This is a genomic window from Legionella yabuuchiae (assembly GCF_900640115.1).
In the GTDB taxonomy this organism is placed as follows: Bacteria; Pseudomonadota; Gammaproteobacteria; order Legionellales; family Legionellaceae; genus Legionella_A; species Legionella_A yabuuchiae.
This window is the reverse complement of sequence record NZ_CAAAIW010000004.1, coordinates 85,809-99,924: the sequence shown is the minus strand read 5'-3', so window position 1 is coordinate 99,924 and position 14,116 is coordinate 85,809. Positions and strand designations below refer to the sequence as shown.

Sequence of the window (14,116 nt, the reverse complement as noted above, 5' to 3'; positions counted from 1 at the left end):
TTTTGTTATTTTGTTTACTTTAGACAATAATTAATATATAGGAAGAATTGATTGCGGATTTATGATTAAATTATTGTTTGATTACCTCATTCCAAACAAGTTGCGCTCAAATGTCATTCAATATACTTATGCTAAAACCTTTATTTACATCGCCATAGTAGGGCTGCTCGCTGCCCCTGTTTTTTTCTTTTTCTATTATTTTTTTATCGACCAAGCATTATCATGGTTAATATTAATCGAAATTCCAGTAATTCTTATTTCTCTTGGAATATTATACTACACCGCCTCATTGCTTGTGGCTCGCGAATTATTAATCTTATCATTAGTCATACTGTTCTTTAATGTATCATTAGAACTCAGTCTATTGGATAGCCCCAGTACCTATTGGCTTTTACTGCCGCCATTTTTTAGTATTATATTGGGAGGGGGCAGAAGCAGCCTGTTTTGGGTGCTATTAGTTACTGTCTTAATTTGTTTATTATATTATTGGGAAGATGGAAATGGACTTTTTTTCTTAACAACTAATTATTATTCCTTTTTTGTATTTATTTCAGTATTAGGATTGATGTATGTAAGTGTTTTTATTGCCTTTTTCGCCGAAAGCGGAAGAATAAAAGGCTTAGCTTTAAAATATCGTGCTTATCATGATCCGGTGACAGAGCTGTATAATCGTTATACTTTTATAGATCAGCTGGAATTGGAATTAAAGAGCCCCCCCCAAGATAACTCACTGTCGCTAATAAAAATTTCTATTGATAACCTACAGCATATCGAAGAAACGTTAGGGTCTTCCGTTGCAGATATTCTTTTATTTCAAATGGCAAAACGTACAAAACGATTTTTTAATCATAAAGCGATTATAGCCCGCCTCGCCGATGATAGGTTTGGAGTGATCTATAAATCTAAAAATAATTTAGATAAAACAATTAAACATTTAATGTCCGTATTAATTGAACCTTGTAAAATTAATAATAAAACTTTAATGCCTAGGGTCAGTGTAGGAATTGCATCCTGTCCCGAAAATGCGCAAACCGCACAAGATATGCTTCGATATAGCCATCTAGCATTAACTCAAGCCCGCTATTTTAAGGATAACAATATCCAGTTTTTTGATAATCAACTGGCAGAATATGATCGTTTGCGATTACAAGTTCAAGTTGAGTTACCTGATGCGTTAGAGAAAAATCAATTTGTTCTTCATTTTCAGCCCCGATTTTCGGTTAAGTCACTAAAGCATATAACAGGTATGGAAGTGTTATTACGTTGGGAGCATCCTCAGATGGGAAGTGTTTCCCCAGCTTTATTTATACCTATTGCTGAGGAAATGAGCTTAATTTCCCTCATCGGTGATTGGGTTTTGGATCAAGCGCTTCATCAATATCAACAATGGAAAGAAGAAGGAATCATCAATCACAACATTCCTATTGCGGTTAATTTATCCGTCCAACAGTTAATTAGAAAAAATGCTTTTTCAGCGATAAAAAAAGCCATTGATTATAAAGATTTTGATCCTCGGTATCTGGAGCTGGAAATTACTGAGTCTATTTTTATTGACGAAAAAGAATATATAATTTCACTCATACAACAATTGAGAGATCTAGGTCTGATCATTGCTTTAGATGATTTTGGAACAGGTTTCTCTTCCTTTAGTTATTTAAACCAAATACCATTGGACATATTAAAAATAGATAAAATGTTTATAGATAAGTTGCCCGAAAATCAGACGATTGTTGAAGCCATTATTCGGATGGCGCATGGGTTAAACCTACAAGTAATTGCTGAAGGGGTTGAAACCCAACCACAAAGTCAGGTATTAGCCACCTTAGGTTGCGATCATATTCAAGGGTATTATTCCAGCAGGCCGGTTTCTGCTGAAATCATGAGAAAGCTATTAAAAGAACAATAAACATTATCAGAGTAGCAAATCTGTTGTACTTGTATACCGACGGGTATCTTTCATAAGTTGGAGATAATACTAACTCAAATAATCAAATTAATTTTTTAGATAGTGAGTTATTTCCCCCGTTTTTTTTTGAAGAATACATTAACATATCTGCTGTTTTAAGTAGCTCATCAAGTGAATAAGCAGAAGAATCATAACTAGCAATGCCCGCGCTTAATCTTATTGAAAAAGGCTTCTTCACAAGTGATATATCTTTAAATATACGTTTATATAGCTTTTCGGCATCATTTAACTTAGTTTCGGGTAAAACGATAATGAATTCGTCACCTCCAACGCGACCGATAATATCGTGTTTATGTATGTTTTCCTGACATTTGTTAACAATAATTTTTAATGCTTCATCACCTTGATCATGACCATACCTGTCATTTATTTCTTTGAAATTATCCACATCGAAGTAAATAATTGAAAACTCGAGATTACTACGCTTAAATTCAGCTATTTGATTATATAAAAATGCGTAAATAAATCTATGATTTTTAGCCCCGGTAAGTGGGTCTACATTGGCTAGGACATTTATTTCATCTAGCGATTTTCTTAATGACGATACGAGAAGCGCAATAATCATAAAAATAAAAAGACGCATTAAAGAGTTCCAAAAATAACTAGCCTTATATAAATAATTATGTAATAAATAATCATTTGTAGCCCAGGATGCAGCACAAAAAAGAGCGATCATAATGCTTATATTTCGATCTAGGTACCACGCGGCTATGAAAATTGGTGCAAAATAAAATAGAGCGGAGCTAAATTCGGTACCTATTAAAAAATCGATATATCCAATAATAGCTGTGAGAATGCAAACGCCCAAAAATATAAACAATCGAATTGGCTTGCTCATTTTTTTGTTATCCAGCTCATAACAAGTGAGTACATGCCTTGAATGTGTAGTAGAGATAAATTAACAAAATTCATAAATTGCAACTCCCCACGATTGCCCCATGATCTTAAAGCATCAACGCTAGTAAAGATCAAATTAGGTATGGTATTTGTTACGACAAGAGGCTTCCTCTATTTTTTCAATCAAACGATAGTTAATTATAGTCTATGCTATGGTTGGCACTAGAGCCTAGGAAAAAATCCAACTGATTCTATGCTATTAGCTTGTGTAGGGCTTAACTGATTTTTCTAAGATTCTAGATAGGGGCTTACAATTGGCTTAGTACAAGATTCATTTCTAACGAGAGTATCGTTCTCAAGAACGCCTCGTTCTCTTAAACGCTGTAACGTTCCCTGATATAGCTCAGATACACCTTGCTCATACAAGGAATCCAAAAATCGCCCCATCATATTTTCATTCATATGGGAGGGCAAAAATGCCTTTACCCCAGAGGATGTTCTGTAGGTTTCTCTGAAAAGTATTCCGGATACATATGCAGCGTCCTGCTAACAAAACCAATACCATTCAATATCATTGCAACGAGAAGTGTACCATCCGAAATCATACTGTTATGTGATTCTTTTGACATACGTTGATTTATACCCGTAATCTTTCAAAATGCGTGTTTTTAGGCGCCTTTATTTTTTGTCCTGCCGCATTTTAAAAAGCGAGTAATGGCTCATTCCCTTGCGAGTTTTTTAAAATGCGGCAGGGCGAAAAAGAAAAAGCATAAATCACGCATTTTGAAAGATTACGGGTATATTAGCTCATCGAGACCAATTTTTTTTGCAAAAGCCAGCAACTAAGCCTAAGTGATCTAATCTTTGTATCTCAAAACGTGATACATCCATTTCCTGCCTTACAAAAAGCAGTAATAGATCAAATTCAGATCCACACGTCAATAATTTTTGAAAAAATTCTCTGTACCGTACCTCTGTACAGAGAAAAAAAATTAATTTAGAACGTTACTGCCGAATGACGGTTTAAACCCAAATTCGGCAGTAAATTCACGAATAAAATTCCCAACATGATTTACCTAGGCAGTTTAGGATCTGTCAACAGACCTTAATTTGCAGGTGCTTAATAACGGATAATGATTTAAAGCTTGATTTTACTGGGCTGTAGCGCTTGTGAATTCCTGCGTCACCGTACAACATTGCAGTGACGCAGAGGTGAAATTAAACCTGGGGTTACGGCCTTATGGACTAGCACCAAACTCCGCTTGATGATTAATTAAATTTAGCCCAGTTTCATCTAGATTTTCTTGTGGAGCCTCAGTGATGTTAGGGGTTGGTTTTGTACTAAAAAAAGATCCATAAGTGTTTTGATCGCTAGCTGAAGAATAAACCCTAATACCTGGATCCTGTTTATTGTATTGTTGTACTAAATGCTGTACATAACTCATATCTTCATCAAGATATAAATTAGGTTCGATCGTAGCACGATCAAATTCTAGGCGGTAACGATCATCGACATACTTGTTACGATTTGCATGCATGTATACGCCTGCAGCAATCAAAGTCGCACAAGCAACTGCACTAAAGGCCGCAGGAATTGCTATTGCTATGATAGGAGAGGCAAAAAGCAGTGGTGGTAAAAACATGCTAACAGCACTTAATACAACTAACCCAACCAATACACCGAGACCAATCCAAGGCACTTTAAAGAAGCCAAAATAATTTCTATCATTATTAGCGTACCATGCGGCACGTTCTGGCAAAGTCGGACACATGTAATCAAGACCCTCTCGTTGATACATATTGGATCCAATCCAAGTAAAATCTGTGTTTTGCTTTATATATTCACGTGCTTTTTTGCGCGCATAGAACTCTGCTCCTACAGCAATCAGCGGCATTGCCATCATCATGACTGGCAATAAAAAGGTTGCCATCGGTACAAAAAAAGCAGTAATTGTTGCTGTCACAGTAAAAAGGGCTGTAGCCAACATTACGGGCGCAAATGTAGCAGCTACACCCCAGGCAATTCCCTGCGCAACTTTATCATTTGTTCTCAATAAACTTTTTTGTTGCGGTTGATGACCTAATAAAAAATAAGGTAAATTAGCATGAGTTGCAAAAAGGTCGTTTATTACCCCATATAAAATGCCACTTAAATAAACAGATGCTCCTACAAACAACCCAGTTGAAATAGCCGTAAGCCAAAAAGGCGCTGCAAACAATGCTGTGGCGGAAAAAAGAAGGATAATTAGAGCAGAGGCGACAACACCCACAAAGCCACTCCGTAATAGTTTGTGTAGAATGTCATTCGTCGGTAGTTCTTCTCCCATTATTTGTGGGTTATGATATATTATTCTATAAAGACCATGTTTTTTCAGATAATTAATGGTAGCTCTATCTTGGTCTTTTGTTTCTAAGTCAACAATAAATTCATTAACGAGTTTAATGGCTTTTTTTAGATTTTCCTCGCCATTCAGTTTATATTGATACTTTGCAATTAATTTATGGATTTCAGTATCTTTTGCAAGTCTATTCTTAGCATCCCCAAGAATGAAATATAGGATTCTAATTTGATCTTTTCCATTGAATACAGGGTTGCCATATTCTTGCATTAAGTCTCTTAATTCTGCTTCAGACGTTGCCATAAATGATTTCCGTAGAAAAAAATCTTATTATACAACAAACAGCCTCATTTGAAACATATTTGATCATATGAGAAAAAATTATAACAAATTTAGTGCTATTAGCTTGCGCAGAAGGGCTTAACTCATGATTATAATTGGTCTAGTACAAGATTCATTTCTATCGCAGCATCGGCAACATCCATGCCTTTATGGCCATGATTACCTCCAAGCCTATCCCATGCCTGTTCCTCGTTTTCTGTTGTGAGCACCCCGAAAATAACTGGGACGTTGTGCATTAAAGACACCTGCTGACACCCCTGGCTCACTTGCTGACAAACATAATCATAATGAGTGGTTTCCCCGCGAATAACGGCTCCTAAAGCAATAATAGCTTTGAACTCGTTTTTCATAGCAAGACGCTGAGTAATAAGGGGAATCTCAACCGCACCGGGAACTTCAATAACGAGCGTATCGCTCTCAAGAATACCTCTCTCCCTTAACCGCTGTAACGTTCCCTGAAGTAAGGCTTGTGTGATATCTTGATTAAACCGACTAACAACAATTGCAATGGGGAACGATGCATGATGTTCAAGATACTCCCCTTTGATCAATTTCATTTACGCTCCTTTTTACTCAACCACCAACAAATGACCAAGCTTTTCTATTTTCGTTTTTAAATAGCTAATATTGTCTTGAGTTGGTTTAATTGATAATGAAATACGCTCACTCACTGTAATCCCATAACGGGTCAACCCGTCTACTTTTTGTGGGTTATTCGTTAACAGTCGTACAACGTCTATACCTAAGTGTTTAAGGATTTGATAAGCCACAGCATAATCTCTGCTATCAATCGGCAAGCCGAGTTGAATATTAGCATCCACCGTGTCAAAGCCTTGATCTTGTAACGCGTAGGCTTTTAACTTATTCGCAAGCCCAATCCCTCGACCTTCCTGGCGTAAGTAAATCAGCACCCCTCCCTCTTTCGATATGAGCGATAAAGATTGTTGCAGCTGATATCCGCAGTCACAGCGACAAGACCCGAACACATCTCCAGTGATGCACTCAGAATGGATGCGAACCAAAGGGATTTTATTGCTAATCTTAGGGGCTTTAATAAGTGCAAAATGCTCTGCATTATCAAATTGATTAGAAAAAACGGTCATCGTGAAATCACCATGCTGCTGCAAAGGCAGCCGACTCGTTGCTTCAGCCTGAATTAACGCTTCATGGCGAATTCGATACGCGATTAAATCCTTAATGGTCACCATGACAATACCATGTTTTTGCGAAAATGAACTTAGCTCATCACGGCGGCTCATTGTTCCGTCTTCATTGATGATTTCACAAATCACGGCGGCTGGTGTTAGTCCAGCTAGCTTCATGAGATCCACACTGCCTTCCGTTTGCCCCCCACGCTCTAAAACTCCACGCTCACGCGCTCTTAATGGGAAAACATGGCCCGGAGAAATTATGTCTTTAGGACCACTATTTGCATCAATTGCAACTTGGATGGTATGGGCACGATCTTTAGCCGAGATGCCTGTAGATACACCAGTAGCCGCTTCAATTGAAACAGTGAACGCTGTGCCAAATGGAGATTGATTGTTACTTGCCATCATAGGCAAATCCAACTTATCAATCAGTTCATTAGCCATTGGCAAACAGATGAGCCCTCGACCAAATTTAGACATAAAGTTAATCGCTTCATCGGTAACATACTCAGCTGCAATAATTAGATCGCCCTCATTTTCTCTATCTTCATCGTCCACCAAAATAATCATCCGTCCTTCTTGCAGCTCTGAAATTGCGTGGGATATGGTGGTAAACGGATTTGTCATTTCAATAAACCTCATGTCAGTGAGCACTAAAGCTCCGTTTCTTTGCTCTTAAGTCTATGCTGGATTGCAAGTTCAACTTGATGTGAAACCATTTTAGCTAAATAATCAAATTCAACGTTTACTGCATCGCCAACAGTTCGATGGTTAAGATTCGTTACCGCAAGCGTGTGCGGAACCAATAATAATTTAATTGCCTGTTTATTGACCGTGTTAATGGTAAGGCTAACGCCGTCAATAGTTATGCTTCCTTTGTGGGTTAAATACTTAATTTCATGCTGATCAAATCCACCAATGGAGAACTCTAAATAATCACCTTGCAAGGATATTGCTGTAATTTCTTTTGTCGTATCGACATGACCGGTCACGTAATGTCCGCCATATCGCGCATTCGACTGCATTGCCCGCTCCAGGTTCACAAAACCACCATGGCGTAAATTTCCTAATGCGCTACAGCGTAAGGTCTCAGGTGAGATATCAAACATAAGCTGTTCAAATGAAGTGGATCGCAGCGTTAAACAAACGCCATTCACAGCGATACTTTCACCAAGCTCTGGTGATGAAATTGAACTCTGTACGGTTAATTGAGCGCCACTCTCGGTCACGTTGTTTTCAATCACTTTTCCAAGGATTTCTATTAAGCCGGTGAACATGCGCTTTCCTCAGTCGCTTTATCCCAGAGCAGCGATACTATCATATTATTCCCCATGGGATGCCAATTTATTGTATGTGGTTTTTTAAACAGATCTGAAACATGATATCCAGGTATGCCTGAGGGACCAACGACATGAGGCGTTAAGTAAATATAGGTTTGATTAACCAACTGTGCCTGATGTAGTGCGCTAAATAATCTTCCACCGGCTTCAACCCAAACATCGTGATACCCTAAGGCGCCTAGGCAAGCAATAATGGAATCCAAATTAAGTCCCTTAGCGTCTGTGGGAACAGCATGAAACATGACATTAGAATAATTTTGAGGCGCAGCGAACTCTTGGTCATAAAAAATATGGCGAGGCTTATCTTGTTTTAAAACGTTTGCGTCTAAATTTAAGCGAAGGTTTCTATCAAGGATTGCTATTGGCTTACTAAATACACCCTCAGGCAACCGAGCATTTAACGTTGGATTGTCGTAATTAACAGTGCTCGCGGTTGTTAAAATAATATCCGTTTGTTTACGTTGCTGATGAGTAAATAAAGCGCAGGAATCATTGGATAAATTTAACCGTTTACAATATTCACCTGCGATCTTTCCATCGAAACTTTGCGCAATTTTTGCAGTAACCCAGGGCTTACCCGTTTTAGTCCAATGCCGATAGCTTTGATAAAATGTGTCAATTTGAGGCACAGGAAAATGAATCACTTCTATTCCCTGCTCTCTTAGGCGAGCCGGTGTGTCATTCGCCTGGACAACAGGATTTGGATCACGATAAGCGTAGACGACTCGTTGAACACCATATTTAATAATGGCATCCACACACGGCGGCGTTCGCCCCCAATGATTACATGGCTCTAAGGTAACGTATAGTGTAATATCGTCTAAAGCTGCGGGTAATTTTTCAAAGATCAATCGTTCTGCATGGGGAGTGCCTGCACCTCGATGCCAGTCCTTAGCGAGGACGGTATTCTTTTGAACAGCCACAGCGCCAACAGGAGGATTAGGGGCGCAAAAGCCTCGGCCAAGATTAGCCTGTTCAAGTGCGGTGAGCAAAAACTCTAAATGCATACGTCGGATTATCCATCAAAAGTATGCGCATGATAACAAATTATTCAATTTTTGAGTAGACTTACAACCCGAAAGAAATGGTATGATATATAAGAATTTAAGATGATGCTTAATCTAACAGTAATTCCTAATAATTGATAAGCTGAGTGAGCACAGCCAAACTTGAAGAATAATAGATTGAGTGGCTCAATTAGCAATTGCTATGAACTCAAATTAAACGTCAAATAAAAATTGGTATCGCTATGAAACGGCCTTTTTGGTTTAGGATTTTTAGCATTGCTAGAACAATAGGCATTCCTATTCGCAAGTCATTGCAATTTGGCCTACCAATTCTACTGAGCTTAAGTCTATTTATACCAACTGCTTTAGCCTACTCTCCGTACACCACACGGGAGTTGGACGAGCTCGAAAAAGAATTTGTACAACAGATCAATCAATCAAACAGTGTTATTCGAAATCCTTTAGCCACCCAATATATCAATCACTTAGGCCGACTACTCGCTAAACATTCCCGCCAGTCTATACCGGATTTTTTCATCGTCAAATCTAAAGAAGTAAATGCCTTTGCCGGCCCTGGAGGACATATTGGGATAAACACTCAGCTTATTTTAGCCAGCGACAATGTCCATGAGTTGGCCGCAGTAATGGCTCATGAAATGGCCCACGTTCGGTTACATCACCTTTATCGAATGATTCAACACGAAAAACAAATGCGTATTCCATTGCTTGCATCGATCCTCGCTTCCGCAGCGCTTGGTATTCTGAACCCAACACTCGGAAGCGGTGCGTTGATGGCCTCATTATCTGGGGTCGCCCAAGACAGTATTAATTACACCCGGGCTAATGAAAAAGAAGCCGATCGTATTGGAATTGGAATGCTCATTAAAGCCGGGTTCGACCCTGCGGGAATGGCGGGTTTTTTTAAAAAAATGCAGCAAAATACAAGATATTATTACACCGATCATATTCCCGCGATTTTACGTACCCACCCCTTAGATCAAGACCGTATTGCAGAAGCAGAAAACCGCAGCGCTCAAATTGCTCGTAAAACATACACAAATCCTATTGATTATTATTTATTTAAAGAATTAATTCGAAATTTAGCCAACGATGATGCGAAACCTTTGCTCGATTTTTATAATACTCAGTGCGAAACAGCCGCAAAAAAGGAAGCGTGTCAATACGGGCTTGCCCTTACCTTAATAAAAAATAATCAATTTAACTTAGCAAAAGAAACCCTGATCAAACTCACCCTATCGTTAGATAATCTATATCTTCAAGCGGCGATAGCCCAAGCCGAAATTGGACAGCGGGAATTTGATCAGGCGCTTAAGCGCTTAAATGAACTGTATGATAATTATCCTGATAATTACGCGGCGTTAGTGCTCTATGCGCAAGGGCTCATAGACTCAGGAAATGCCTCCAAAGCCGCCGGCCTTTTGCTAACAGGAAGTCGTGAGTATAAGCAAGATTTAACGATATGCCATATGCTGTCTCAAGCACAAGCAGCTTCAGGCCAAAAAGATTATGCCTATTTTACCCTAGCACAGTGCGAATTATTACAAGGACGAAAGCGAAGCGCTATGCAACAACTAAAAACAGCAAAAAAGTTGGTGAAACAAGATCGATTTCTTAAGGCTAGAATATCAGCCAAAATGGAAGAAATTAAGTTTTTAGCTGGATCGTAACCCTCTAATCAAGACCTAATTTTTTGAGGCGATAGCGCAACGTTCTAAAACTAACCCCAAGTAATCTTGCGGCCGCCGTTCGATTCCATTTGGTTTTTTCAAGGGCTTGCAAAATCAACTCTTTTTCTTGTTCTATAAGCGTTTGATCTAAGCCTAGTTTTGCTTCAGTCGTCACTACCTCTGGTTTGATGACTTCTGGTTTGGCTAAACGCAAATCTTGCACTTCAATAATAGTCCCATTGCAAAGCGTCATTGCTCGCTCAAGAATATTCTCTAGCTCTCGCACGTTACCTGGAAAGTCATAAGTTTCTAACGCTTCTAAAGCTTCTTTTGAAAGTATTACTCGCTTAGCTTGGCTCTCTGTGGCTAAACGCTTTAATATGTTTTCAGCTAATAAAGGAATATCAGAGATCCGTTCCTGTAGCGTTGGAACACGAAGTTCAATCACATTAATACGGTAATAAAGCTCTTGTCGAAATCGTCTTTCAGCGATCTCCTCGATCAAATTTTTATTGCTAGCACTTAAAATTCGCACATCCACAGGGATTTCTTGCAACCCACCGATGGGTTTAATCGCTTTTTCTTGAATGGCTCGCAACAACTTAACCTGCATGGCTAAAGGCAGCTCAGCCACTTCATCTAAAAATAAAGTACCGCCGCGTGCGGCTTCAAATAAACCTTGCTTATCTGCATAAGCACCTGTAAAGCTTCCTTTTTTATGGCCAAAAAACTCAGATTCCATGAGTTCACTAGGGATCGCGCCACAGTTTACAGCAATGAAAGGCTTATCACTTCTTGGGCCATGAGCATGGATCAGTCTAGCCACTAATTCTTTTCCCACACCCGATTCACCATGAATAAACACAGGGGCCTGACTTCGAGCCAATTTATATATATTCTCTCTTAAGGATTTCATGGCAGAACTTTGGCCAATTAACAATTCATCTTCTTGTTCTGGCCGCTGATACATTCTGAGCGCTGTCTTTACTAATGATTTAAGCATGGTTAAATCGACTGGTTTAGAAACATAATCAAATGCACCAGCTTTCAAAGTATTCACAGCCCCTTCAACGTTGCCATAAGCGGTAATGACGGCAACTGGTAATTCCGGCTTGTTTTGTTGAATATAGCGAACAATTCCAAAACCATCACCATCTGGTAGTTTCATATCAGTCAAAACTAAAAAATATTCACGTTTATTAATGTATTCAAGTCCTTCGGCAAAATTCTCAGCAACATCACACTTAAGCTCCATGCGATTTAGCGTTAAAGCAAGAAGTTCTCTAATATCCGGTTCATCGTCAATAACAAGGACTTTTTCATGACTCATATGGCCACCTCGTTAGTTTGATTGAATGAGATTGCAAAGCAACAGCCAGTATCCGCATCGAGTAATTCAAGGCGAGCTTGATTGATGAAACATAAATCCTTAGCAATGAATAACCCCATACCATTTCCAGTACTTAATGTGCTAAAAAAAGGGTCAAATACATGTTTGCGATTTTTAGGTTTTATGCCGGGACCCGTATCACATAGTTCAAGTGTAATTTTTTCTTCTTCATGAATTACTTGCATTGTAATGAGCGCTTCCCCATGTTTTTTATCCTTGCCATGTTCCATGGCGTTATCGCATAATATAACCAAAATTTGTTCTAGCTGAAACTTATCAAAGTTTATAGTATTTGACTCTATGCCTGACAGTTTCAACGTAATCTTACACTGATTTACCGAGCAAAAATCCTTACGAAATCGCTCCAAGAACGTATTTAAATCAATTTCTTCTGGTTCAGACTTCTGGCTTCTAGACATTTGCAACACATTTTTAACTATTTTATTCATGCGTTCGCAGTTATTTAAAATTAACTCTTTTAATCTTTGATCTTCATCGCTCCCCTCACCTTCTTCTCCTAACAACTGACAAGCATGGGAAATTGCCCCGAGTGGATTACGTAATTCATGGGCAATGCTGGCTGAGAAAAAACCCAACGAAGCCAACTTAAGCTGCTGTGCTTGTTGGGTAATTTCGGCCATATCATTAAGAATAATTAAAACAGGGGGATGTTCTGTCGATGGTGATGAAGAATAAAAGCGAACCTGTAAATTTAATTCTTCAATGGTAGTATAAGCAGAGCGTTCCATGGTTTTATTATCTAGGGTTTTTAAAAACTTAAGATATTTCTCATACAACAGAGGTGACAGTTGTTTAAGACTCTTATCTTTACATGGCCCGATGTTTAAAAAATTACACGCGGCCGAATTTATGACTTGGATTTGCTTATTACCATTCACATAAATTACGCCATATTGCAGCCGTTCTACAATGTACTCATTGAGTTTGTGTATATTTGCTAGCTCCTTGCCTCGTTGTTGTGCCAAAAGTTCACTTGTTCTTACCCAATGAGCAAGATACCAAGCCGTTAACGCGGTGGCAAAAAAACCAGCGCCATACACACCTGACGCAAAAATAATATCAATACCTTCATAAGGCGTGTACAAATATCGGACAATACTGATGGATAGCAGCATAAAGCTCGCTATAGCCGCGAAAAAAATCGCCACTCTTCCTGGCGTAAGAATACTAAGCATCGCCACATATACATACAAAAGTATCCCCAAGCCCGAATCAATAAAACCAATTTTATTGATGAGTAACACCACCATTACAATGTCGATTAAACCCGAGAACAGCACTTGCTGTTCAAAGCGTATGGACTGTTTCAGACAAAGATAAATTAAGACCATGCCATACAGAAAAAAGCCCGCAAGCATTCCAAAATATTGCAATTCATTAACTTTCGTAAACGCAACAAACCAATATGCGCTAAACAGTACCACAACGCTTAACAGGCGATAAATGTTATAAATTAATAACATTCGCCACTGTCTATGCTTTTGTCTGGTGATGGTACGAATCCGCATATGAATTTCCTAGTTACTACTGTTAACTATAGGTCAGTACAGAGAGTTTTTACTAGGCTTTTGACAATTTGTTGTCGGTTGGAAAGACCGCTGATTTATTCAAGCTTTTAGCTTAGTCCCCTATTAGTGCGATGCTTTAACCATAGCGTATAGGGGATTATATAAAATCCTTGATTTATTGAAGTTAATGCAGTGAAATAACTTCAAACTGAACTTAGGTATGATCATTATGGCGACATCCGAAAAAGAACTGCAAAAGATTGCCTCCCTCGCGTATATTAAGCTTGATGCCGAAACCGGCGTGAAACTAACGCATGACGTTTCTGCAATAATGGAGTTTATTGAGCAGCTAAGAAAGGTAGATACTCAAAGCATTAAACCATTACTTCATCCCCTTGATATACAACAACGACTTCGTGAAGATAGTACTAACCCACAGAGTCACGTAGAATCCTTGGCTGAAATTGCACCGTTATTTGAACATGGTCATTATCTAGTTCCCAAAGTGATTGAAGTAGGAAAATAAG

General features: G+C 38.7%; 13 protein-coding genes. 3 read left to right on the top strand and 10 right to left on the bottom strand.

Annotated elements, in window-relative coordinates:
• Positions 1-61 precede the first annotated feature (61 nt).
• On the top strand, positions 62-1,906 hold the full coding sequence (locus tag E1O47_RS02565) for a putative bifunctional diguanylate cyclase/phosphodiesterase (RefSeq protein WP_133129705.1): 1,845 nt from the start codon (positions 62-64) through the stop codon (positions 1,904-1,906).
• Positions 1,907-1,988: 82 nt separating this feature from the next.
• Here E1O47_RS02565 and E1O47_RS02560 read toward each other — a convergent pair whose 3' ends face one another.
• The 8 genes from E1O47_RS02560 to ribD form a co-directional block, all read right to left on the bottom strand.
• On the bottom strand, positions 1,989-2,804 hold the full coding sequence (locus E1O47_RS02560; RefSeq protein ID WP_133129704.1) for a GGDEF domain-containing protein: 816 nt from the start codon (positions 2,802-2,804) through the stop codon (positions 1,989-1,991).
• Positions 2,805-3,091: 287 nt separating this feature from the next.
• Positions 3,092-3,265, bottom strand: coding sequence for a hypothetical protein (locus E1O47_RS12220; protein ID WP_165475028.1), 174 nt, complete (start codon positions 3,263-3,265; stop codon positions 3,092-3,094).
• 20 nt (positions 3,266-3,285) lie between these two features.
• Positions 3,286-3,432 (bottom strand): DUF4277 domain-containing protein, encoded by a 147-nt coding sequence (locus tag E1O47_RS12680; RefSeq protein WP_133129703.1) that lies wholly within the window; start codon positions 3,430-3,432, stop codon positions 3,286-3,288.
• Between the two features lie 609 nt (positions 3,433-4,041).
• Entirely contained in the window at positions 4,042-5,445 is a 1,404-nt protein-coding gene (locus E1O47_RS02550; RefSeq protein ID WP_242601968.1) for a hypothetical protein, read from the bottom strand.
• 128 nt (positions 5,446-5,573) lie between these two features.
• Positions 5,574-6,041: a 6,7-dimethyl-8-ribityllumazine synthase gene (gene ribH / locus E1O47_RS02545; RefSeq protein ID WP_133129702.1), complete on the bottom strand. Its 468-nt coding sequence runs from the start codon at positions 6,039-6,041 to the stop codon at positions 5,574-5,576.
• A 12-nt stretch (positions 6,042-6,053) separates the two neighbouring features.
• The gene (ribB, locus tag E1O47_RS02540; RefSeq protein ID WP_133129701.1) at positions 6,054-7,262 is read right to left on the bottom strand and encodes a 3,4-dihydroxy-2-butanone-4-phosphate synthase; all 1,209 of its coding nucleotides are present in this window, start codon (positions 7,260-7,262) and stop codon (positions 6,054-6,056) included.
• A gap of 26 nt (positions 7,263-7,288) precedes the next feature.
• Positions 7,289-7,912 carry a riboflavin synthase gene (ribE, locus tag E1O47_RS02535; protein ID WP_133129700.1) on the bottom strand — a complete coding sequence of 208 codons (624 nt, stop codon included), beginning with the start codon at positions 7,910-7,912 and terminating at the stop codon, positions 7,289-7,291.
• On the bottom strand, positions 7,897-8,982 hold the full coding sequence (gene ribD / locus E1O47_RS02530) for a bifunctional diaminohydroxyphosphoribosylaminopyrimidine deaminase/5-amino-6-(5-phosphoribosylamino)uracil reductase RibD (protein WP_133129699.1): 1,086 nt from the start codon (positions 8,980-8,982) through the stop codon (positions 7,897-7,899). Before ribD ends, ribE begins: the two co-directional genes overlap by 16 nt.
• Before the next feature lie 242 nt (positions 8,983-9,224).
• Between ribD and E1O47_RS02525 the strand changes: the two genes are divergently transcribed.
• Positions 9,225-10,670 carry a M48 family metalloprotease gene (locus E1O47_RS02525; protein WP_133129698.1) on the top strand — a complete coding sequence of 482 codons (1,446 nt, stop codon included), beginning with the start codon at positions 9,225-9,227 and terminating at the stop codon, positions 10,668-10,670.
• Positions 10,671-10,674: 4 nt separating this feature from the next.
• On the opposite strand, the gene E1O47_RS02520 is transcribed toward E1O47_RS02525, so the two are convergent.
• Together E1O47_RS02520 and E1O47_RS02515 are read right to left on the bottom strand one after the other, a co-directional pair.
• Positions 10,675-12,000: a sigma-54-dependent transcriptional regulator gene (locus E1O47_RS02520; protein WP_133129697.1), complete on the bottom strand. Its 1,326-nt coding sequence runs from the start codon at positions 11,998-12,000 to the stop codon at positions 10,675-10,677.
• Positions 11,997-13,589: a sensor histidine kinase gene (locus E1O47_RS02515; protein ID WP_133129696.1), complete on the bottom strand. Its 1,593-nt coding sequence runs from the start codon at positions 13,587-13,589 to the stop codon at positions 11,997-11,999. Before E1O47_RS02515 ends, E1O47_RS02520 begins: the two co-directional genes overlap by 4 nt.
• Positions 13,590-13,818: 229 nt before the next feature.
• On the opposite strand from E1O47_RS02515, the gene gatC reads away from it, so the two are divergent.
• Entirely contained in the window at positions 13,819-14,115 is a 297-nt protein-coding gene (gatC, locus tag E1O47_RS02510; protein WP_133129695.1) for an Asp-tRNA(Asn)/Glu-tRNA(Gln) amidotransferase subunit GatC, read from the top strand.
• The last annotated feature ends 1 nt before the right edge of the window (position 14,116 follow it).

Coding starts and splice junctions, on each gene's coding strand:
- E1O47_RS02565 (WP_133129705.1), top strand. CDS start 62: ATGATTAAATTATTGTTTGATTACCTCATTCCAAACAAGTTGCGCTCA.
- E1O47_RS02560 (WP_133129704.1), bottom strand. CDS start 2,804: ATGAGCAAGCCAATTCGATTGTTTATATTTTTGGGCGTTTGCATTCTC.
- E1O47_RS12220 (WP_165475028.1), bottom strand. CDS start 3,265: ATGAATGAAAATATGATGGGGCGATTTTTGGATTCCTTGTATGAGCAA.
- E1O47_RS12680 (WP_133129703.1), bottom strand. CDS start 3,432: ATGTCAAAAGAATCACATAACAGTATGATTTCGGATGGTACACTTCTC.
- E1O47_RS02550 (WP_242601968.1), bottom strand. CDS start 5,445: ATGGCAACGTCTGAAGCAGAATTAAGAGACTTAATGCAAGAATATGGC.
- ribH (WP_133129702.1), bottom strand. CDS start 6,041: ATGAAATTGATCAAAGGGGAGTATCTTGAACATCATGCATCGTTCCCC.
- ribB (WP_133129701.1), bottom strand. CDS start 7,262: ATGACAAATCCGTTTACCACCATATCCCACGCAATTTCAGAGCTGCAA.
- ribE (WP_133129700.1), bottom strand. CDS start 7,912: ATGTTCACCGGCTTAATAGAAATCCTTGGAAAAGTGATTGAAAACAAC.
- ribD (WP_133129699.1), bottom strand. CDS start 8,982: ATGCATTTAGAGTTTTTGCTCACCGCACTTGAACAGGCTAATCTTGGC.
- E1O47_RS02525 (WP_133129698.1), top strand. CDS start 9,225: ATGAAACGGCCTTTTTGGTTTAGGATTTTTAGCATTGCTAGAACAATA.
- E1O47_RS02520 (WP_133129697.1), bottom strand. CDS start 12,000: ATGAGTCATGAAAAAGTCCTTGTTATTGACGATGAACCGGATATTAGA.
- E1O47_RS02515 (WP_133129696.1), bottom strand. CDS start 13,589: ATGCGGATTCGTACCATCACCAGACAAAAGCATAGACAGTGGCGAATG.
- gatC (WP_133129695.1), top strand. CDS start 13,819: ATGGCGACATCCGAAAAAGAACTGCAAAAGATTGCCTCCCTCGCGTAT.